Here is a 21,135-nt window from a genome sequence, read left to right as displayed (position 1 = left end):
CATGATGACAATTAAAATGAACTATTTAGAAAAGGTTGCAAAAACAGCTGCGCTTCTTGTTACATAAGTATGTGTAGATATTCAGAGAAAAATGTAATAAATTATTTGTAATTTTGTGGTGATACAGATGAAAAAAGCCCTTAAACTTCAAAAGCGAGGTCTAAGGGCTTTTATTTTTGCGTGCCCATGCAAAAATTCCTGCGTGCCCACGCATAATTTCATACGTCGGCACGCAGTTTTTGGGGCAGGGGTTTATGTTTTTATTTTATATAAATAAATTTCCTATCTGGAAGACTAAGGCTGATACTACCCATGCCAATAGCGTGGTGTAGCCAGCGGCAAAGCCTGCCCATTTCCAACTGCCCGTCTCGCCCTTGATGGCGGCGATAGTGGCGATGCAAGGGAAGTAGAGTAATACGAAGAGGAGGAAGCAATAGGCGGTAAGCGTAGCCTTGGATGCAGCCTCGGCATCGCTGTAACCGTAGGTCTTCTTCAGGTCAGAAGTCATCTGCTTCTTCAAAACCTCGTATTTTCCGTCTTCATCGTTGTAATCCTGGTCGTCAGAGAAACTGTCGTTGTTGCTGTAGAGCACACCCATCGTTGAGGCTACAATCTCCTTGGCACCTACACCGGAAACCAGACCCACATCTAACTTCCAGTCGAAACCCTGTGGGGTAAAGATTGGCTCGATGGTCTTACCGATTCTGCCGATATAGCTCTGCTCCTGTTGTGCCTGGGTATCAAGCTCCTCATTGTGAGGGAAGTAGCCTAACGCCCATACGATGATACTTGCCACAAGGATGATACCACCCATCTTCTTCAGGTACTGCTTACCCTTCTCCCAGGTATGTCGGCCTATTGCCTTCCAGGTAGGGAAGCGGTAAGGAGGCAGCTCCATTACGAATGGAGTATCTTCGCCCTTCACCACGAAACTGGCAAAGATGCGGCTCAATATCACGGCAAGGAAGATGCCGATGAGATAGAGCGATACCATGATGAGCGAACGGTATTGGATGGCAAAGAATGTTCCGATAACCATGATGTAGATTGGCAGACGAGCCGAACAACTCATCAATGGCAAAATCAGCATCGTTATCAGACGGGAACGGTGACTCTCGATGGTTCTCGTTGCCATCACGGCAGGCACGTTACATCCGAATCCCATAATCAGCGGAATGAATGATTTGCCATGCAGGCCCATCTTGTGCATCAGTTTATCCATGATGAAGGCGGCACGAGCCATATATCCCGAATCCTCCATGTATGAGATGAAGAAATACAAAATCAGAATCTGTGGCAGGAACACGATGACCGCACCTACACCACCAATCACACCATCTACCAGCATGTCCTTCACCGGTCCGTCCGGCATCGTGGTACTGATGAATTCGCCCAGCCATGCTACGCCGTCCTCAATCCATCCCTTAGGAATCTCGCCCAGTACGAAGGTGGCTGAGAACATGATGAACAGCAGCAGGATGAAGATAGGGAAGCCTACATATTTATTGGTCAGGATTCTGTCGATGAGATGGGTTACCTGATAGGTATCCTTTGCTTTGCCAGGTTCATAGCCTGCTTCCTGCAATGCTCCATGAATAAAACCGTATTTGGCATCCATGATGGCGGTTTCGCTATCTTCCAGAGTCTCTTCCTTCACACGCTTGGCTGCCTCATCGCGGGCTGCGAAGATTTCCTTGGCAGATTTCAGATGACTTACGTATTCCTCGGCGTGCTTATCATTCTCCAGCAACTTGATGGAGAGGTAACGGGTGGAGTAGCGCTGGCGGATGGAATCATCTACCTTCAGATACTTCTGGATATGTTCGATGCCGTGCTCTATCTCATGTCCGTGGTTTATGTGGATATGGCGATAGTGAGCGTTGGAATCTTCCTTGCCTTCGTAAAGTTCGATGATGGTCTCGAAGAGTTTATCCACGCCTCGACCATTGGTAAAGACGGTAGGTATCATCGAGATACCGAAGAGTTCGCCCAGTTTGTCGTAGTCGATGTTATCGCCACGCTTCTCGGTTTCATCAAACATGTTGAGGGCGCAGACCATGCGGATGTGCATGTCTATCAACTGGGTGGTGAGATAGAGGTTGCGCTCCAGATTGCTGGTATCAATAACGTTGATGACGATATCCGGCGTATGCTCGATGAGTTGCTTGCGCACATAAAGTTCTTCTGGTGAATAAGCAGAAAGAGAGTAGGTGCCTGGTAAATCAACAAGATTAAAGTGATAACCGTTAAAATCGGCTTCACCTACCTTGGCATCTACGGTTACACCACTATAGTTGCCCACACGTTCGTGAGCACCCGATGCAAAGTTGAAGAGGGAGGTTTTACCACAGTTTGGATTTCCCACTAAAGCAACGTTGATGACATGATGCAAACGCTCGGCTTCCTGTTCTGCCAAAGCCTCGTTTTCTGCAGAATTTTTTCTTTCTGCCACGAGCATCTTGTCGCCCAGCGCATTTTCGTCGCTATCGTTTGTATTGATAGTTTGTGAGTCAATTACTTGCTGTCTATCTTCTGCATCTGCATGATTCAGTTCTTTATTGTTTTTTGCCTCGTCAATAGAAACTACTTCTATGTGGTCAGCCTCACTATGTCTGAGTGATACCTCATAGCCCATGATTTTGTATTTCACAGGATCTTGCAGTGGAGCATTGAGGAGTACATCCACTTTTTTGCCTTTGATAAAACCCATCTCGATGACTCTCTTACGGAAGCCACCGTGACCGGATACTTTGACGATGACGCCACTTTCTCCTGTTTTGAGTTCTGATAATTTCATCGTATCTTTCCTTGAATTAACCTTATATTCTATAGAAACTGGCTTTATTGCCAGCTCTTTTTTTTTTTCAACTGCAAAATTACGAATAATTTTTTGCAACTCGGTAGCAATGATGTCATTAAATAAAAAAATACCAAGAAATGATGAGAGTATCATCAATTCTTGGTATTCTTATCATTATTTCTGATGATGTGTACCTCTTATACCTTATTATATATATAAGAGCATCACCATTTCTTGTGATTACAAGTTTCTGCCGTGGCAGTTCTTGAACTTCTTGCCGCTGCCGCATGGACATGGATCGTTTGGACGAGGCATGCGCTCTGCACGGTAAGGAGTGTGGTTTGCCTGGCTTGCGCCTTCACGAGTGTCTTGGTTGGCTGCAGCCTGTTGAGCAGCACGCTCTGCACGTTCACGCTCTTCGTCAATGTCAACCTTAGACTCTACATAGTTCTGCTGTGTTGGCTGTTCTGGAGCAGCCTCTTGTACAGGCTGTTGTTCCATTACAGGAATCTGACCACGCATCAGGATGCTTGAAATACGATCGTACATTTCGTTGATCATTGCATCCCAAATCTTGGCACTCTCCAGTTTGTAGATCAACAATGGATCTTTCTGCTCGTAGCTGGCGTTCTGTACTGAGTGACGGAGTTCGTCCAGTTTGCGGAGATTCTCTTTCCAGTCATCATCAATGATATGGAGCAGCACGCTCTTCTCGAATTCCTTCACAACACTCTTAGCCTCAGACTCGTAAGCTTCCTTGAGGTTGCATGGTATCTGGTACATACGCTTACCATCTGTCAATGGCACCATGATGCGCTCATACATAGCTCCCTGGTCCTCAAATACTTGCTTGATGATAGGGAATGCAGTAGCCTGAATGCGGTCTGTCTTGCGCTTGAAAGCTGCCATTGCCTCCTGGAAGGCACGCTCTGCCAAATCTTCACGTCTGCCAGATTCGTATTCTTCCACGGTAAAAGGAATTTCCATAGCAAGAACCTTGAGGAACTCTTCCTTTGCACCATCGAAATCATTGTTATTGATGATATTCAAGCAGCGGTCCCAAATAATGTTGGTGATATCCATGCCGATACGCTCACCCATCAAGGCGTGACGACGCTTTTCATAGATAACGGTACGCTGGCGGTTCATCACGTCATCATACTCCAGGAGGTGCTTACGGATACCGAAGTTGTTTTCCTCAACCTTGCGCTGGGCACGCTCGATGCTCTTGCTGATCATAGGACTCTCGATACGCTCGCCATCCTCGAAACCAAGACGGTCCATTACCTTTGCAATACGTTCAGATGCGAACAGACGCATCAGCTTATCTTCCAATGATACATAGAATACAGATGAACCTGGGTCACCCTGACGACCTGCACGACCACGGAGCTGACGGTCAACACGACGGCTCTCATGGCGTTCTGTACCGATGATAGCAAGACCACCTGCAGCCTTTACTTCTGGAGTCAGCTTGATATCGGTACCACGACCTGCCATGTTGGTAGCGATGGTTACGGCACCCTTGCCATTTGTTGAGCGACCAGCCTCGGCAACAATCTGAGCCTCCTGCTGGTGCAACTTAGCGTTCAACACGTTATGAGGAATGTTACGCATCTTCAACATCTTGCTCAACAACTCTGAGATTTCTACAGATGTTGTACCCACCAAAACAGGGCGACCAGCATTGCGCATTTCTTCAATCTCATCAATGACGGCACGATACTTTTCACGGGCTGTCTTATAGACGCGGTCGTCCAAGTCGTGACGTGCAATAGGACGGTTGGTAGGAATCTCAACTACGTCGAGTTTGTAAATATCCCAGAACTCACCAGCTTCTGTGCTTGCAGTACCGGTCATACCAGAGAGTTTGTGGTACATACGGAAATAGTTCTGGAGTGTGATAGTTGCGAATGTCTGAGTAGCAGCCTCAACCTTTACATGCTCTTTAGCTTCGATCGCCTGATGCAAGCCATCGCTCCAGCGACGACCTTCCATGATACGACCAGTCTGCTCATCGACAATCTTCACTTCGCCATCCATGACAACATATTCGTCGTCCTTATTAAACATGGTATAAGCTTTCAGCAACTGCTGAAGTGTGTGAACTCGTTCACTCTGTACACCATAGTGTGCCAACATCTCGTCTTTCTTGTCGAGACGCTCCTGGTCAGAGATGTCTGTGCGAGCTTCCAACTCACTCATCTCTGTAGTGATATCAGGCAATACGAAAAGTTCCTTATCGTTTACCTGTTTTGCCAACCAGTCTGTACCCTTGTCGGTAAGGTCGGCTGAATTCAATTTCTCATCTACCACGAAATACAAAGGTTCTACAGCCTTAGGCATCTCACGGTTGTTGTTAGCCATGTAGTATTCCTCGGTCTTCAACAAACCAGCCTTGATACCTTCCTCAGAAAGGTACTTGATCAATGGCTTATTCTTAGGCAATGCCTTGAATGAACGGTAAAGAGCCAAGAAACCAGCCTCAAGTATTTCCTGATTCTTGGTCTTGCTTCCTTCGCTAATCTTCTGCTTAGCTTCTGCGAGCAATTCTGTTGCCTGTTTGCGCTGTACTTCATAGAGACGCTCTACCAATGGCTGGTATTCCTCAAACATCTGATCGTCACCCTTTGGGATTGGACCGGAAATAATAAGTGGAGTACGGGCATCGTCAATCAAAACGGAGTCAACCTCATCGACGATTGCATAGTTGTGCTGGCGCTGTACCAAGTCTGCAGGACTTGTTGCCATATTGTCGCGCAAATAGTCGAAACCAAACTCATTGTTAGTACCAAAGGTGATATCTGCCAAATATGCTTTGCGACGCTCGTCAGAATTAGGGCGATGCTTGTCAATGCAATCTACAGAAAGACCATTGAACATATAGAGAGGTCCCATCCACTCAGAGTCACGCTTTGCCAAGTAATCGTTGACAGTAACGACATGTACACCATTGCCAGTTAAGGCGTTCAGGAATACAGGACAGGTACCAACGAGTGTCTTACCCTCACCGGTAGCCATCTCGGCAATCTTACCTTGATGCAAAACGACACCACCGAAGAGCTGAACATCGTAGTGAACCATTTCCCATTTCAGGTCGTTACCACCAGCTGTCCAATGGTTGTGATAGATAGCCTTATCACCATCAATGGTGATGAAGTCATTCTTAGGGTCTGCTGCCAACTCACGGTCAAAATCAGTAGCTGTAACGATGGTCTCCTCGTTTTCTGCAAAACGGCGAGCTGTATCCTTTACAATACTGAATGCAGTAGGGAGCACTTCATTGAGGGCAATCTCATATTTGTCGAGTGCCTCCTTCTCCAACTTATCAATCTGGTTGAAGATACCTTCACGCTCGTCAATAGGAGTTTCTTCTATCTTAGCCTTGAGTTCTGCTATCTTAGCTTTCTCCTCGTTGGCATACTCCTGTACATACTTCTGGATTTCTTTTGTCTTAGCACGAAGCTCGTCATTGCTCAAGGCCTTGATATTAGGATATTCTGCCTTGATTTTTTCTACGATTGGCTGGATCAACTTCATGTCGCGAGTTGATTTGTTGCCAAACAATGACTGAAGAATTTTGTTAAAGTTCATTGTTATATTTATTTTTTTTGTTATTCGAAATTTATCGGGAGTAATTGAAAATAAAGGAGTTATGAGTCATTTGACAAGTACTTGTCGCTCTCTTTTTCTCTATTTCTTTCTCCACATTATATTTATTGTCTGCAAATTTACAAAAAATATCTGTAAATCAGCAATGTTTTGTTAATTAATGCTCGTTTGCAAGTGATATTTGTGATATTCTGTCCTTATATGACTTGCAATGGGATTAAAAACAATCAGGTCCTCGAATAACAATACTACCATAAGGAGCCTTGTATTTATGCTCCAGAATAGGGTGGAAATAAATATTAGAATGAATGTCTGTCAGAAAGTCAGAAGTATCTGCTGTTAATGAAGCAGATACTGAGTGAAACTGAGGTCTTGAATGGTTTTCATCAGAGGCTTCTTTAATAGCCTTGATGATATAGAGAATGTCTTCCTCTAATGCCTTCGCCTCAGGTTGCTGGATAAATTCGTCATAGGATATATCTGTCAGCGCAAACTTCAGTGCTTGCTGATAAGTCTGCGCTTCCATGCCTGTTGCCGCTAAGACAACCAGGAGGGCGGTAATATATCTGTTGACAATCATAAATCCTAATTTATTTTATTTGTTTAATTGTTTTTTCTGTTTACGGAGATCATATACTATAGATCTTATGACATATCGCATTAGCAAAGATAATGCCAAGATTTCCATACCTTCTGCATAGTGCTGCCAGATTTGCATAAAGAGGGACACGAAAAGAAGTATTCCCCATATATTATAGTACCAATATATTTTACCTTTATACAGATTTCTGCAGGTTTTCCATGCAAAGATGAGATTGAGTGGATTCAATATCAAAATCTGGAAATTGATCTGAACAGTAGGGTGCTCTGAGTATATCATCGCCAGAAGTATAAATCCTGGAATACCTGTAAGTATCAGAAGAGTCATATCTAACCACCAGAAGTTCTTTCGTTTGAAGACTTCTATGATGGATAATAAGAATATGACTGCGCCCAGAGCGAGCGCTACTCTGAATGGAGTGATGCTTTCGCTTTCTATTGCATGGTCTGCTTGTACCGGTATCAGGTAGAATGTACTATCTACTAATTTGATATATCTTTTTTTAGTTGGATATACTTCCGCCATCGTTTTTTGAACGGTTGTGTCCTTTCTTGCTTCTGTAGCAAAGTCCTTACTGAGGTTTTCTGGCAGGAACTCCCATTCTTGTTTACTGATAGGGCGGTCTGCCATGAATCCTAAAAGTAAATCATTTCCGAATCTGGCCCATTTATGATTTTCGTTCAGACGATGGATTTCTTTACGATAGGTTGATTGGGCATCAACGTCCTTGAAATCTGTGATATGTTGCCCGAGATTTCTGATAATCATATCACGGGCTCTGGTAGTACAGTTGTCAAAGAAGAAATTGTAGCGGTAAGTGCGATTCTCTTCTTTGTTATTCTCGTCAATAGCAGAGAGAATCTTTATCTTCTCCTCTCTGGTGAGTGCCAGTCTTTGTTGTCTTACCCATCTTCCTTCGCTTGAATATTCTGCTATGAAATGCTCCATAGGGAATATACCTATCTGATAGTCGGTCATGCCGAACACAAACCGAAGAATGAAAAAGGCCTGCTTAAAGGAGAACATTCCCCAGTTGACTGCAAGGTCTGTACCGTGGACATGGTCTTCAATGCGAAGGGCAGTGTGTCCATAGTATGACCATACTTCTTGTCCTGGCCCGCAAGTCAGGAGAGATATATCTACAGAGTCGAGCCATGCTTGTGACTCTGGGGATGACATATAGTTTCTCTCAGAATTTTCTTGAGGTCTGTTACCCTGAAAATCCTGTGCGTTAGCCAAAGTCGTTAAATTGATTAACAAAACGGCTAAAAAAGCTCTAAAAATATACTTAAATCGTTTCACGATGCAAAAATACCTTATTATTTTCAATTATCCTTCTTTTTTTCTAATTTTTTTTAATACTTTTGCACTCTGAATATAAATTTGAATGATAATTATCAATGAGAAAGCTTTTTTTAGCTACCCTTTTGTTGGGTACAGTTATTTCGGTTAATGCCCAAAGTGGTACTAATTCTCCATACAGCCAGTATGGTCTTGGCGTGTTGTCAGACCAGACTTCTGGTTTCAATCGTGGTATGAATGGCGTTGGTCTCGGTTTTCATGAGCATAACCAAATCAACTATTTGAACCCTGCTTCATATTCAGCCATAGATTCCTTATCTTTTATTCTTGATGCAGGTATCTCAGGTCAGATTACCAATTTCGAAGAGAATGGAGTCAAGAAGAATGCTAATAATGCTAACTTTGAATATGTGGTTGCTGGTTTTAGAGCTGCCAAGCATTTAGGTGTTAGCTTTGGTGTGCTGCCATTTACTAATGTAGGTTATAACTATACTTCTACAGAAAAAGTAGGCTCACAGTTTAATGATGCTACTTATACCAATACTTATAATGGTGAAGGTGGACTTCATCAGGTTTATCTCGGTGTCGGTTGGGCTCCGGTTAAGGGATTGGCTGTAGGTGCTAATGTGGCATATATTTGGGGTGATTATAATAAGTATGTTTCTAATGCTTATAGTAACTCCAATTATAATACGTTGATTCGTACTTATTCTACTCAGGTCAACAGCTATAAGTTAGATTTTGGTATCCAATATACAGCCAAACTCTCCAAGAAGGATTGGGCAACAATCGGTGCAACCTATTCACCAGGTCATAATCTTGGTGCAACTGCCGACATGAATATTATTTCTAATAATTCTCAGACAAGTGCATCGGATACAGCCTTTTTCTCTATTGATAAAGCATTTGAGCTGCCTCATATGTATGGTGTAGGTTTGATGTGGAATCATAATAATCAGTGGAAAATAGGATTTGATTATACCTTGCAAAAGTGGGGTAGTTTGGAATATCCTCGAAGATATGTAAATGTCAATGACAAGAATCATGTCCTTGATGTGGATGGTGCTTACACAGACCGCAGTAAGTTCAATTTGGGTATGCAGTATTGCTATGGAGAATATAACCGTAGTTTCTTCAAGCGTTTGAGATATCGTGCCGGTGTAAGTTATGCAACTTCGTATTATAAGGTAAATGGTATTGATGGACCTAAGGAAATCTCTGTTAGTGCAGGTTTCGGTATTCCAATTATGAACAATTACAACCACCGTTCTTTCCTCAATATCAGTGGACAGTGGGTGAAGAGTTCTGCAAAGGATTTAATTAAGGAAAATACTTTCCGCTTGAATATTGGCTTTACTTTCAATGAAGAGTGGTTTAGAAAGTGGAGAATGAAGTAATATATAATAATGTATAAGATTAAAAGCACTTTTTTAGGATTATTGATGTTCATTTGTTTGGTGGCTTGCCAGGAACAAGTGGAACATACTGCACCTGCAATCTTGGCGCGTGACTCTGTTGCCATGATGACTTCGTATGGTGTTAATACGCTCATCAGTGATTCGGGTGTGATGAAATATCGTATTGTTACGGAACGATGGGAAGTGAATACCAGTAAGAATCCTTCTCAATGGATTTTTGAAAAGGGTATTTTGCTGGAACAATTTGATGAGAAGTTTCATGTGAATAGTTATATTCAGAGTGATACGGCTTATTATTATGACCAGCAGAAGATATGGAAACTTTATGGAAGAGTTCGTATCTTGACTAAAGATGGATTGAAATTTACAAGTGAACAACTCACTTGGGATCAAAATAAGCATGAGCTTTCGAGCAATGTCTTCAGTAAATTAGTTACTCCTGAACGTACCCTGCAAGGGTCATATTTCTGGAGTGACGAGAAGATGACGCGTTATTTTGTTAGTAATTCTAAAGGTAGCTTTGAAAAGGGTGATGTGGCTGGTACACAGAGTGATACTATCTCTTCTCAGCCAGATTCTGTAAAGCAGAATTTACGTCCGCAAGCTACACCGCGAAGTGCGACAAATTCGATTCCGCTTATGCACTAATATTGAATAAAAGAAAATGGAAGAAGTAGGGATTAGTCTCATAATTGGAATCTTGGTGACAATGGTCTTTTCCGCCTTTTTCAGTGGTATGGAAATTGCCTTTGTTTCATCCAACCGTATGTTGGCTGAGATGGATAAGGAAAAAAACGGATTTACACAACGTATTATTTCTTTGTTTTACTCTCATCCTAATGGTTTTGTCAGTACCATGCTTGTGGGTAATAATATTGCCTTGGTTGTATATGGTATTCTGATAGCCCGTCTCTTTGATAACACTATTTTCATTGGGCTGGATGATGGTCTGAAGGTTTCTGCTGATACGATTTTATCTACATTAATCGTGCTTTTCACAGGTGAGTTTTTGCCTAAGACTCTTTTCAAGTCCAATCCTAATAGATTGTTGTCTCTTTTCAGTCCTTTAGCTTACTTATGTTATGTCGTCCTTTGGCCTATCAGTAAGTTCAGTACTTTTTTAAGTAAGATGTTGTTGAAGATTCTTGGTGTTAAAATGGACGATGAGACTGGGGATGAAGGATTTTCTAAAGTGGATTTGGATTATCTTGTCCAATCCAGTATAGATAATGCAGAGAAGGATTCTGATATTAACGATGAGGTCAAGATATTCCAGAACGCATTGGATTTCTCGGATACCAAAGTAAGGGATTGTATGGTTCCTCGTACTGAAATTCAGGCGGTAGGTCTGGATGCAACACTTGAGGACCTGCGTCAGAAATTCGTGGAAAGTGGCAATTCTAAGATTGTGGTATATAAGGATGATATAGATCATGTAGAAGGATATATTCATAGTTCTGAGTTGTTCCGCAATCCGAAGAAATGGCAAGATCATATTCGTACGATGCCTTTTGTGCCAGAGACGATGCAGGCGCAAAAGTTGATGCAGATTTTCCTACAGCAGAAGAAGACGTTGGGCGTAGTCGTTGACGAATTCGGAGGCACCAGTGGACTGGTCAGTTTAGAGGATATTGTAGAGGAAATCTTTGGTGATATTGAGGATGAGCATGATTCAGCGAAATATGTCGCCAAACAAACTCCTGAGGGTGATTATCTTTTGTCTGCTCGTTTGGAAATAGACAAGGTAAACGAGATGTTTGATTTAGACTTGCCTGAAAGTGATGAATATATGACTGTTGGTGGATTGATACTTCATGAATATCAGAGTTTTCCAAAGTTGAATGAAGTAATACGCATTGGTAAGTTTGAATTTAAAATTATCAAGTCAACCTCTCGAAAAATAGAATTAGTTCACTTGCATTTGTTGAAGTAAACTCCTGAAAATAGAGCAAAAAGCACTTGTCGTTTGCGATAAGTGCTTTTTTCTTGCTATTTTTGGGACTTTTTGGCATGTATGTCCAAAAAAGGCATAAAAAAATTCCCTTATTTCCGATTTTCTTTGTATTTTTGCAAACAATTGGCTAAAGTCTTACCTTGCTTTCATTGATTCGGAGCAGGGTTATGGAAAGAAAAGCCTATATAACTAGAGAAAATAAACAAAAAATAAAAAATAAAATTAAAACGTAATGGCAGCATTAGGAACAATTAGAAAAAGAGGCGTCATTCTGGTTTGCATTATCAGTTTTGGCCTCTTCGCCTTCATTGCTGAAGAAGCTTTCCGTTCTTGTGATTCTGCAAAGAACAACGAACGCCAGCAGATCGGTGAGGTATTTGGCGAGAAAATCAGTGTACAGGAGTTCCAGAAACTCGTAGATGAGTACACAGAAGTAATTAAAATGCAACAGGGACAGGACAATCTCCCTGAGGAGCAGATGAACCAAGTCAAGGATATGGTTTGGAATTCATACATCCAAAACAAGATTGTTGCTCATGAGGCAGAGAAGTTGGGTCTCACTGTTACTGATGCAGAACTTCAGGATATCTTGAAGACCGGTACCAACCCAATGTTAGCTCAGACTCCTTTTGTTAATCAGCAGACAGGTCGCTTTGATGTTTCTGCTTTGCAGAAGTTCTTGGCTGATTATAAGGCTCAGAAGGCTAATCCATCTGCAAATGCTCAGATGATGGATCAATACACCAAAATTTACAACTATTGGTCATTTATCGAGAAGACTCTTCGTCAGCAGACTTTGGCTCAAAAGTATCAGTCTTTGCTCGCACACTGTTTCCTTTCAAATCCTGTAGAGGCTAAGATGGCTTTCAAGGAGGAAAACGAGGAGAGCAAGATTCAGTTGGCTGCTTTCCCTTATTCTGATATCCAGGATGACAAGGTGAAGGTTGTTGAAAGTGATTTGAAGGCTAAGTATGATGAGATGAAGGCTCGTTTCAAGCAGCCTGTTGAGAGCCGTGATATCAAGTTCGTTGATATTCAGGTAGAGGCTTCTCAGGCAGACCGCGCTGCTCTTAACAAGGAATTTGCTGGTTATCATACTCAGTTAGCTGCTGCAGCAGATCCTACAGAGGTTGTTCGCAAGTCTGCATCTACAGTTGCTTACTTGGGTATTCCTGTTGGCAAGGATGCTTTCCCTTCAGATATCGCTGCTACTCTTGATTCTATGGCTGTTGGTGCTACTACTGCAGTGAAGGCAAATAAAGCTGATAATACTTTGAATATTGTCAAGTTGGTTAACAAGCAGCAGTTGCCTGATTCTATTCAGTATCGTGTTATTCAGGTTGCCGCAGCTTCTGTTGCTGAAGCTAAGACAAAGGCTGATTCTATCCAGGGTGCTATTTCTGGTGGTGCTGATTTCGAGGCTATCGCTAAGAAGTATGGTCAGACTGGTGAGAAGGCATGGATGACAACTCGTCAGTATGAGTTTGCTCAGTCTATGGATAAGGATAATAAGGCATTCATCAACGCTTTGAATACTCAGGCTGTTAATGCTACTTCTCAGTTGCAGTTGGGACAGGGTTATGTAATCCTTCAGGTTTGCGACCGTAAGGCAATGATCGAGAAATATACAGCTGCTGTCATCAAAAAGAATGTTGATTTCTCTCAGGATACTTATCGTACTGCTTACAACAAGTTCGCAAGTTTTGTCAGCGCCAACCAGACTGCTGATGAGATTGTGAAGAATGCAGCAAAGAGCGGTTATAAGGTTCAGGATTTGAAGGATATTACAACAGCTACTCACTATGTAGCAAACATCCATTCTACTCGTGAGGCTCTCAAGTGGATCTTTGAGGCTAAAGAAGGTTCTGTGTCTCCTATGTATGAGTGTGGTAACAACGATCACCTTTTGGTTGTAGTACTTGATAAGATTAATCGTATTGGTTTCCGTGGCTTGGATGATCCTCAGGTAAAGGAGATGGTTAAGGCTGAGGTTATCAAAGACAAGAAGGCTGAAATGATTGAGGCTAAATTGAATGGTGTTAAGAATATCGCTGCAGCTAAGTCTAAGGGTGCTAAGGTTTCTGAAGTTAATCAGATTACTTTCGCAGCTCCTGTATTTGTAGCTTCTGCTGGTGCAAGCGAACCTGCTCTTTCTGGTGCAGTTTCTGCTACTAAGAAGGGGGCATTCTCTGCTCATCCTGTTAAGGGTAATGCGGGTGTATATCTCTTCTTGGTTACTAATAAGTCTAACAGACCTGTTAAGTTTAATGAAAAGGCTCAGGAGCAGAAATGCCGTCAGAAGTCTATGCAGTATGCTGGTAACTTCATGAACGAGCTTTATCTCAATGCAAATGTCGTTGATAACAGATATCTCTTCTTCTAAGTAAAAGAGAAATTCATATAAAACAAAAAGAGCGTGGCTTCATTTCGAAGTCACGCTCTTTTTGTTTTATATATCTTGTGATATTATTTATCCTCGATTCCACCAATGCTTTTTCTTAGGTGGCTCTTGGCCCGCTCCCATGCTTTCTTTAATGATGGTTCTATAGCTCTTTCCCTGGCTTATTATCTGGTAAATTTGCCCCCAGTCGGGAAGTCCACCTATATTTCTGTCATCAATGAAATAGTCAGCTTTCAGTTTTCTTGAGAAGTGATTGTTGTTTTCTAAACTTTCTTCAGGATAGTCCTTGTTTACAGCCCAGAATTCTACTCCTCTCTCTTTACACCAGTCAACTGCTTCCTGCAGGAGATATCCTTCTCGGACACTCCACAGGATTAAGCGGTGATGGTCTCTAATCAACATTTTTAAGGTTTCGATGGCAAATGGTATCTCGGTACCAATCTTTGGGTATTCATGAGTTACAATTGTGCCATCGAAATCAACTGCGATTGTTGCCATTCTTTACATTTATTTCTTTACGCTGTCGTCATTGATATCGCCATAATGACTCTTGCTGTAATTACCATAGCTACCATATGAACCGTAGCTTCCATAGCCGTAGCTCTTGTAGCCATATTTGCCCTTGCTGCCGTACATGCCGTAATTACCATATTTTCCGTACTTTCCGTACTTACCATATCCGTAATAGTAGCCATACTTCTTCTTAGATAAGTCAACGCCATTGAGTACAATGCTCATATTTGGCAATTTCTTCTCCATGCTCAAGCTGTTGATGAGACCAAAACTTGCCTTCTGGGTGAAGTCTGCACGACAAACATAAACTGTAGCATTTGAGATGCGGCCCAATGCCAATGTATCAGTTACAAGACCTACTGGAGCTGTATCGATTAAGATATAATCATAGTGCTCTTTCAACTGCTCCATAGTTTGTTCGAGGCTTTCTCTTGTTACCAATTCACCAGGGTTAGGAGGAACAGGACCTGCCATGAGGATATCCAATTTGTCATTAATACCAGAAGGGATAATCTGTTCTTTTACGTCGCTCCAGTTTACTTCGTCTTTTACGAGCAAATTAGTAATGCCATGATGATGATCGTTAATCTCGAATAATTCTGCCAGACGAGGCTTACGGATATCCAGACCAACCAATACCACCTTCTTGCCAAGGAGAGCGAAACTGATAGCTACATTCGAAGCAATGAATGTTTTACCTTCACCTGATGTGGTAGAAGTAAACATAATTACCTTGTCATGTTGTTTGAGTAAGAACTGCAGGTTAGTACGTAAACTACGGAAGATTTCCTCCATCAAGTTGTTCTTATTCTCATGTACTACGATATCAGCTTTGGTCTTAGCTCGTTCACTTGCGATGGCAACATCAGCGATGATAGGCAAGTTTGTCAATTTTGCAACATCGTTGTGTCCTTCAATCTTGTAGCGGAAGAATTCCAAGAGGAAGAGGATACCTGCTGGGATAGCCAAACCAAGAATCAATGCGATCAGCATAATCATAGAATTCTTAGGTGTTACCTTACCTGCAAACACAGGGGTATCAATCAGCTTACCCTTATCTGCAGTAGCTGCCAATGAAATAGAGTTTTCCTCACGCTTCTGGAGCAACATCAGATACAAACCTGATTTTACTTCCTGCTGGCGACCAATCTGGGTCAACATACGCTCTTGTTCTGGAGTGTTGTTGATTTGTCCTTCATACTTGCCTGCTTGAGCTGCAATACTATTACGTTGAATTCTCAAACCTGCACGGGCTTGTGTCATTGCACGTTTGATAGATGAATTCAGATCATCCAACTGAGCTGTCAGTGGTGTTACCGTAGGAGAATTCTCACTTGCACTGTGGAGTAACTGATTGCGCTGCAAGGCAATTCTGTTATACTCGTTGATGAGGGAAGTAGCACTTGCATCAGACAAACCTACATTTGATGGAATTGGCTGGTGACGGTTGCTTGGCTCATTCATGTATTTAGTTAATTCGTCCAACAGAGCCAACTGTGTATTAGCTTCGCTCAACTTTTGGGCATATTGGTCTGCGTTTGAAACAGCTTGAGATGCATTCATCTTCAACTCAACCATGTTGTTACGTTTCTTGTAATTTTCCAACTGACCTTCTGTACTACCCAGTTCAGCGTTGATTTTCTCCAATCGTTGATTGATAAACTGCTCTGTACGTACTGCAATTTCGTTCTTGTCTTCGTTAGCTTGTCTGTTATATACGATAGCCAACTGCTTCAGATAATCAATAGCTCTTTGTGGAATTTCATCGTTCAGCACCAAATCGACAATTGTAGTAGTCTTTGAGGTCTGTGTTACGTTTAGGCTTCCTACATATTTGCCTGCAGCAATCTCTGGAGCAATCATGGTAGCTTTGAGTGATTCGCCATCTCGCAACATATAGTTGCCGTTTTGTGTGAATCTTACAACACCCACTCTTGTACCGATAGTAGCAGGAAGTGCAGAGAAAGTCTTGTCGATATTGACTGCTCCTGGGTTGAATGAGTTATTATCAATAGGAACATAGTATGAACCCGTTACATGATAGTTTCTTCCTTCTCTTGTAATCTTGAAGTTCATTGGTGCATTCAACTTTTTCAAATGCTCCAAGTCCATATCAATGTTGACTTCCTGATCACCATAAAGTATATGGTCTTTCAACTTGCCTTCATGTCTGTAATTCACATAAAGTTTCAAGTCATAGACAGCCTGTTGTGCCAGGGTTCTTGACTTCAAGATTTCCATCTCGTTATCAATACCATTGGAGTTTGATATGATACCCAAATTTGTGGCACTCTGGATAGAATTACCACCTCTACGGCTGCCTGAGCCTTCGTCATCCTTGATCAAGAGTTTGGCTGCAGATTGGTATATTGGCGTGGCATAGCGCAAATATATGTGGGCTGCACCCATACAGATGATAAGGGAGAGTACAAACCACTTCCAGTTGAGTATGAGAACGGTGTAGATAGTGGCAAAGTCAAAACTTGACTTCTCCTCGTTCTCCTGGATACTCTCCATTTCTAAGTTCTTGTTTTCTTCCATTATTCAAATGTCGTTTATTATTATATAATATGTATTATCTCTTCTTATACAATTTGCCTATTTAGTAGTGGCCAATTCCATCAAATATTGTCCATAACCATTTTTGAGCATTGGTTTGGCTAATTCCTTGAGTTGTTCTGCGTTAATCCATCCCTGTTTGAATGCAATTTCTTCCAGGCATGCAACTTTCAACCCCTGTCGCTTTTCGATGACCTCAATAAATGTGCTGGCTTCTGAAAGGCTATCATGCGTTCCGGTATCAAGCCATGCAAATCCACGCTGTAAAGTTCTTACCTTTAGTACCTTTTGCTTGAGATATTCTTGGTTCACTGTAGTTATTTCAAGTTCTCCACGAGCACTTGGCTTGATGTTCTTGGCGATTTCTACCACGCTGTTAGGATAGAAATACAGACCCACTACCGCATAGTTGCTCTTAGGTTCAGCAGGTTTTTCTTCAATGCTGAGACAGTTACCATCTTTATCAAATTCGGCAACTCCATATCTTTCTGGGTCGTTCACGTAGTAGCCAAAAACGCTGGCCTGACCATTTTCGGCAGCCTTGACACTATCTTTGAGAAGACCTGTAAATCCGGCACCATAGAAAATGTTGTCTCCTAAAACCAGGCAGACATTATCATTTCCAATAAATTTCTCACCAATGATGAAAGCTTGAGCCAATCCATCAGGTGAAGGTTGTTCTGCATATTCGAAATGAACGCCAAGTTCGCTGCCGTCACCTAATAATCTGCGGAACCCAGGTAAGTCGAATGGGGTGGAGATAATCAGGATTTCCTTGATACCGGCAAGCATCAAGACTGAAACCGGATAGTAAATCATCGGTTTGTCAAAAATAGGAATCAACTGTTTGCTGATACCTTTTGTGATGGGGTAAAGGCGAGTGCCTGATCCACCTGCTAATACAATACCTTTCATATTTTTATGTGATTTTATTAATAAGCATTCTTATCGTGTATGATTATACTCTTGGCTGTCAGGTAGATAATGCGCAAATCCAACCAGAACGACCAATTTTCAATATACCATATATCTCTTTTTATTCTTTCTTCCATCTGCCAAAGCTCTTTGGTCTCACCGCGGAAACCTGTTACTTGTGCCCATCCTGTAATTCCTGGCTTGGAGAAGTGACGTACCATGTATTTGTCGATGATTGAACCGTAGATTTCTGTATGATGCAGCATGTGAGGACGTGGTCCAACGATGCTCATGTCTCCCTTGAGTACATTGAAAAATTGTGGGAATTCATCTATGTTGGATTTTCTCATAAAGTTTCCGAAAGCAAACTTCCTTGGGTCATTTTCGGTAGCTTGAACTGTATCTGCATCCTTATTGACATGCATGGAACGAAACTTCAGACATTGGAATGTATTGCCGTTGAGCCCGGTTCTTGCCTGTCGGAAAAATATCGGTCCAGGACTCTGTATCTTGATGATGATAGCTATGATAGGTAAGAATGGTAAGAAACAAAGACTGATGATGGAACTTACAGCAATATCAAAACTGCGTTAAATAACTCTGTTGCCTAATTTCGCCAAAGGCTCACGTCGATTGGTAAATACACTTTTCCCAAGATAGAGTTGTGGGTCCAGGTGCAAACTGTATTCTCCAAATTGGCGTGGCATATAATAAAAGTGAATAACGTTCTTGTCACAGAACTGCATGATACGTACTATCTCATTGGAGTAATCATGAGATAAGCAACAGAAGAGTTCTTCAATATTACTTGGAATACCATTGATGGTATTATTGATGCTTTCTGCCATCACCTTATTGAGGTGTTGCATATCCCCCAGCCATTTAAACTCTTTAGGAGCATTAGCTATTGGCTCATTTGCATAATATCCGTGTACACGATATCCGGCAGATGGGTCTTCCATCAGCGTATTGTACATTTCTATGACAGCAGGATCGTTTCCGATAAATAAAACTGTTTTGATGTTTCTACCTCTTGATCTGTAATATTTGAGAATGCTTAATTCTATATATCGGGAGAGTATTAAGCAGATGTATGTAGCAACTGCAAAATAGATGCAGAATTTGATTAAGTCGTAGCCACCCTTCAGCAAATAGGACATGGTAATATTGAAGATAAGTATCGTGGCGAAAATCAATTTGAAAGTTCTGCCCAATACCTGTATAAACCTTACCTTACGAACGTGGATAATGGACGCGAAGAGTAGTTCACCTAAGAAAAGTGAAACGTTAGCTACAAAATAACATATCTTGCTTGCATGGAAAAAGACTATTGGAACTGAGATCTTATCCCAGTTGATAGCCAGAAAAAGAACAAAGTTGAGAATGATAAAGTCTGCGACTATTACTAACCATCTCACTAAATCACTACCTTTATAAGCTTCTTTCATGTGAATGTGGTATTTCTTTTATTGATAAGTTAAAAGATGCATCATTTAAACGTGCGCAAAGTTAGCATTTTTTTTTCATATTTTGAAACATTTATGGTTAAAACTTTGTTTTTAGACACAATTATTTCAGATTATTGCAAAAAAGAAGCCTTGAATTTTGATATTTTGCGATTTTATTGTATTTTTGCAGAACAAATTAGTAAATCAATTGAAAATTTAAAAGTTTAAAAGAATAAGAAATGGGAATATTTTCAAAATTATTCGGTCATAAAAATGAAGAAAAGGTTGGAGGAATGGAAGATTACATGACCTTGGTGCGTGTTTATTTCCAGGCAGCCTTGGCTTCTCAATTAGGTATCACCAATTTGGCAATGCTTCCAGACCTCCGTGTTTTCAAAAATACCTTCCATGTTCCTACAGTCAATAATCGTTTAGGTATTGGCGAAAAAGCTCATGTGAAGAAGATGATGAAGGGCGTCTATGGAACTGAAGAGGATTATTTCAAGGAAATAGACCAAAGTATTCGTAAGAATTGCCGCAAATTGCAGGATGTCAATGTTTATCTGATTCAGTTCCAAACATTTACACAGGATTTGATGATGTTGATGGGAAACTTGATGAAGTTTAAGTTACGTTTGCCTTCTTTCATGAAGAAAGCATTATACAACATGACTCAAAAAACGGTAAATGATATTTTCAACAAAAATGATTTCAATGATGCCAGTGTCTTGAAGACTGTGGCACAGTTGAGACAGTTGAACCAACGTTTGGGATTCAGCCAGAAGTGGGTAACTGATTTTACTTACCAAGTAGTCATGTTGGCTAAGAAAGAACCACGCCCTTCTGATGAAGATGTGGAAAAAGCCAAGGCTAAAATGGGTAAGTAATCCCGCTTTTTCATTAAATTTAATAAAAATATAGAGGAATATTTGTTCTTTTCAAATTATTCCTTTATATTTGTAGCCAAAAAAGAAGTGTAATGAGTGCTAATGAGAAAAACATCAATACGTTTGCTACAAGAGTAAGGCAGATGATTCTCCAGTTTGAAGAACTCAAAAAGGAGAATGCTGAACTATACTCTATGGTGGATGAGCGTGATGCAAAAATCAAACAGTTGGAGGATAAGTTATCTCAGTCTGAGCATGATTACAATAGTCTCAAAATGGCTAAGATGATGACGATTTCTGATACGGATATGGAAGCTACGCAAAAACGTATAGCTAAACTTATCAGGGATGTTAACAAATGTATCACGTTATTGAGTGATCAGTAAAACTATAAGCGTTATGGCAGATCAAGGTGAAGAGAAATTATTGATTAGATTACATGTCTATGACACAGACCTCTCTGTGAGAATTCCCAGAGAGGATGAGGAATATTATCGTAAGTCTGGAAAACTGATTGATGATATTGTCAATTCATATAATAAAATTTTCAAGGGAAGAAAAAGCGACAAGGAAATCCTCTATATGGCGCTTATTGATATTGCCTTGAGATATGAAAAAGAGGTTGGGCGCAATGATACTGAACCTTATGATGATCTTCTCAAAAAGCTGACTGCCGAAATAGAAGATGCATTAAAATCATGATGCATGTTAGGTAGAATGTTCTA

At 41.2% G+C, this 21,135-nt stretch carries 16 protein-coding genes; 7 read left to right on the top strand and 9 right to left on the bottom strand.

What is annotated here, in order from left to right:
• Positions 1-265: 265 nt before the first annotated feature.
• From feoB to EXN75_RS01135, 4 genes are all read right to left on the bottom strand, one after another.
• Positions 266-2,797 (bottom strand): ferrous iron transport protein B, encoded by a 2,532-nt coding sequence (gene feoB / locus EXN75_RS01150; protein WP_134842470.1) that lies wholly within the window; start codon positions 2,795-2,797, stop codon positions 266-268.
• A 243-nt stretch (positions 2,798-3,040) separates the two neighbouring features.
• Entirely contained in the window at positions 3,041-6,394 is a 3,354-nt protein-coding gene (secA, locus tag EXN75_RS01145; RefSeq protein ID WP_134842469.1) for a preprotein translocase subunit SecA, read from the bottom strand.
• Between the two features lie 235 nt (positions 6,395-6,629).
• Positions 6,630-6,992 carry a hypothetical protein gene (locus tag EXN75_RS18095; RefSeq protein WP_246031250.1) on the bottom strand — a complete coding sequence of 121 codons (363 nt, stop codon included), beginning with the start codon at positions 6,990-6,992 and terminating at the stop codon, positions 6,630-6,632.
• A 15-nt stretch (positions 6,993-7,007) separates the two neighbouring features.
• On the bottom strand, positions 7,008-8,273 hold the full coding sequence (locus EXN75_RS01135) for an Lnb N-terminal periplasmic domain-containing protein (protein WP_246031249.1): 1,266 nt from the start codon (positions 8,271-8,273) through the stop codon (positions 7,008-7,010).
• A 140-nt stretch (positions 8,274-8,413) separates the two neighbouring features.
• Between EXN75_RS01135 and EXN75_RS01130 the strand changes: the two genes are divergently transcribed.
• From EXN75_RS01130 to EXN75_RS01115, 4 genes are all read left to right on the top strand, one after another.
• Positions 8,414-9,712, top strand: coding sequence for a hypothetical protein (locus tag EXN75_RS01130; RefSeq protein ID WP_134842467.1), 1,299 nt, complete (start codon positions 8,414-8,416; stop codon positions 9,710-9,712).
• A gap of 45 nt (positions 9,713-9,757) precedes the next feature.
• A complete protein-coding gene (lptC, locus tag EXN75_RS01125) occupies positions 9,758-10,381 on the top strand; it encodes an LPS export ABC transporter periplasmic protein LptC (RefSeq protein WP_246031248.1) in 624 nt (207 codons plus the stop codon).
• 16 nt (positions 10,382-10,397) lie between these two features.
• Positions 10,398-11,666 (top strand): hemolysin family protein, encoded by a 1,269-nt coding sequence (locus tag EXN75_RS01120; RefSeq protein ID WP_134842465.1) that lies wholly within the window; start codon positions 10,398-10,400, stop codon positions 11,664-11,666.
• Positions 11,667-11,919: 253 nt separating this feature from the next.
• Entirely contained in the window at positions 11,920-14,070 is a 2,151-nt protein-coding gene (locus EXN75_RS01115) for a peptidylprolyl isomerase (RefSeq protein WP_134842464.1), read from the top strand.
• Positions 14,071-14,157: 87 nt separating this feature from the next.
• On the opposite strand, the gene EXN75_RS01110 is transcribed toward EXN75_RS01115, so the two are convergent.
• Genes EXN75_RS01110 through EXN75_RS18540 form a run of 5 tightly spaced genes read right to left on the bottom strand, consistent with a single transcriptional unit; the run spans position 14,158 to position 19,523 of the window.
• Complete coding sequence (locus EXN75_RS01110; protein ID WP_134842463.1) at positions 14,158-14,586, bottom strand: BT0820 family HAD-type phosphatase; 429 nt, start codon at positions 14,584-14,586, stop codon at positions 14,158-14,160.
• Positions 14,587-14,595: 9 nt separating this feature from the next.
• Positions 14,596-17,142: a GumC family protein gene (locus tag EXN75_RS01105; protein WP_134842462.1), complete on the bottom strand. Its 2,547-nt coding sequence runs from the start codon at positions 17,140-17,142 to the stop codon at positions 14,596-14,598.
• Positions 17,143-17,199: 57 nt separating this feature from the next.
• The gene (gene rfbA / locus EXN75_RS01100) at positions 17,200-18,075 is read right to left on the bottom strand and encodes a glucose-1-phosphate thymidylyltransferase RfbA (RefSeq protein WP_118116176.1); all 876 of its coding nucleotides are present in this window, start codon (positions 18,073-18,075) and stop codon (positions 17,200-17,202) included.
• Between the two features lie 17 nt (positions 18,076-18,092).
• The gene (locus EXN75_RS18545; protein WP_342776589.1) at positions 18,093-18,605 is read right to left on the bottom strand and encodes a sugar transferase; all 513 of its coding nucleotides are present in this window, start codon (positions 18,603-18,605) and stop codon (positions 18,093-18,095) included.
• A gap of 60 nt (positions 18,606-18,665) precedes the next feature.
• The gene (locus tag EXN75_RS18540; RefSeq protein WP_342776588.1) at positions 18,666-19,523 is read right to left on the bottom strand and encodes a Rossmann-fold NAD(P)-binding domain-containing protein; all 858 of its coding nucleotides are present in this window, start codon (positions 19,521-19,523) and stop codon (positions 18,666-18,668) included.
• A 239-nt stretch (positions 19,524-19,762) separates the two neighbouring features.
• Between EXN75_RS18540 and EXN75_RS01090 the strand changes: the two genes are divergently transcribed.
• The 3 genes from EXN75_RS01090 (at position 19,763) to EXN75_RS01080 (ending at position 21,112) form a co-directional block, all read left to right on the top strand.
• On the top strand, positions 19,763-20,410 hold the full coding sequence (locus tag EXN75_RS01090) for a hypothetical protein (RefSeq protein ID WP_118116172.1): 648 nt from the start codon (positions 19,763-19,765) through the stop codon (positions 20,408-20,410).
• A gap of 92 nt (positions 20,411-20,502) precedes the next feature.
• Positions 20,503-20,796 carry a hypothetical protein gene (locus EXN75_RS01085; RefSeq protein WP_118116170.1) on the top strand — a complete coding sequence of 98 codons (294 nt, stop codon included), beginning with the start codon at positions 20,503-20,505 and terminating at the stop codon, positions 20,794-20,796.
• A 13-nt stretch (positions 20,797-20,809) separates the two neighbouring features.
• Positions 20,810-21,112, top strand: a complete 303-nt coding sequence (locus tag EXN75_RS01080; protein WP_118116168.1) for a cell division protein ZapA — start codon at positions 20,810-20,812, stop codon at positions 21,110-21,112.
• The last annotated feature ends 23 nt before the right edge of the window (positions 21,113-21,135 follow it).

Source organism: Segatella hominis (assembly GCF_004535825.1).
In the GTDB taxonomy this organism is placed as follows: Bacteria; Bacteroidota; Bacteroidia; order Bacteroidales; family Bacteroidaceae; genus Prevotella; species Prevotella hominis.
The sequence above is the reverse complement of the archived record's forward strand: the minus strand, read 5'-3'. Positions and strand labels throughout refer to the sequence as shown.

What these genes read in the sequence shown, in the direction of transcription:
- feoB (WP_134842470.1), bottom strand. Translation starts at nt 2,797, where the DNA reads ATGAAATTATCAGAACTCAAAACAGGAGAAAGTGGCGTCATCGTCAAA.
- EXN75_RS01105 (WP_134842462.1), bottom strand. Translation starts at nt 17,142, where the DNA reads ATGGAAGAAAACAAGAACTTAGAAATGGAGAGTATCCAGGAGAACGAG.
- EXN75_RS01085 (WP_118116170.1), top strand. Translation starts at nt 20,503, where the DNA reads ATGAGTGCTAATGAGAAAAACATCAATACGTTTGCTACAAGAGTAAGG.
- rfbA (WP_118116176.1), bottom strand. Translation starts at nt 18,075, where the DNA reads ATGAAAGGTATTGTATTAGCAGGTGGATCAGGCACTCGCCTTTACCCC.
- EXN75_RS18095 (WP_246031250.1), bottom strand. Translation starts at nt 6,992, where the DNA reads ATGATTGTCAACAGATATATTACCGCCCTCCTGGTTGTCTTAGCGGCA.
- EXN75_RS18540 (WP_342776588.1), bottom strand. Translation starts at nt 19,523, where the DNA reads ATGAAAGAAGCTTATAAAGGTAGTGATTTAGTGAGATGGTTAGTAATA.
- secA (WP_134842469.1), bottom strand. Translation starts at nt 6,394, where the DNA reads ATGAACTTTAACAAAATTCTTCAGTCATTGTTTGGCAACAAATCAACT.
- EXN75_RS01120 (WP_134842465.1), top strand. Translation starts at nt 10,398, where the DNA reads ATGGAAGAAGTAGGGATTAGTCTCATAATTGGAATCTTGGTGACAATG.
- EXN75_RS01115 (WP_134842464.1), top strand. Translation starts at nt 11,920, where the DNA reads ATGGCAGCATTAGGAACAATTAGAAAAAGAGGCGTCATTCTGGTTTGC.
- lptC (WP_246031248.1), top strand. Translation starts at nt 9,758, where the DNA reads ATGTTCATTTGTTTGGTGGCTTGCCAGGAACAAGTGGAACATACTGCA.
- EXN75_RS01110 (WP_134842463.1), bottom strand. Translation starts at nt 14,586, where the DNA reads ATGGCAACAATCGCAGTTGATTTCGATGGCACAATTGTAACTCATGAA.
- EXN75_RS01130 (WP_134842467.1), top strand. Translation starts at nt 8,414, where the DNA reads ATGAGAAAGCTTTTTTTAGCTACCCTTTTGTTGGGTACAGTTATTTCG.
- EXN75_RS01090 (WP_118116172.1), top strand. Translation starts at nt 19,763, where the DNA reads ATGGGAATATTTTCAAAATTATTCGGTCATAAAAATGAAGAAAAGGTT.
- EXN75_RS01080 (WP_118116168.1), top strand. Translation starts at nt 20,810, where the DNA reads ATGGCAGATCAAGGTGAAGAGAAATTATTGATTAGATTACATGTCTAT.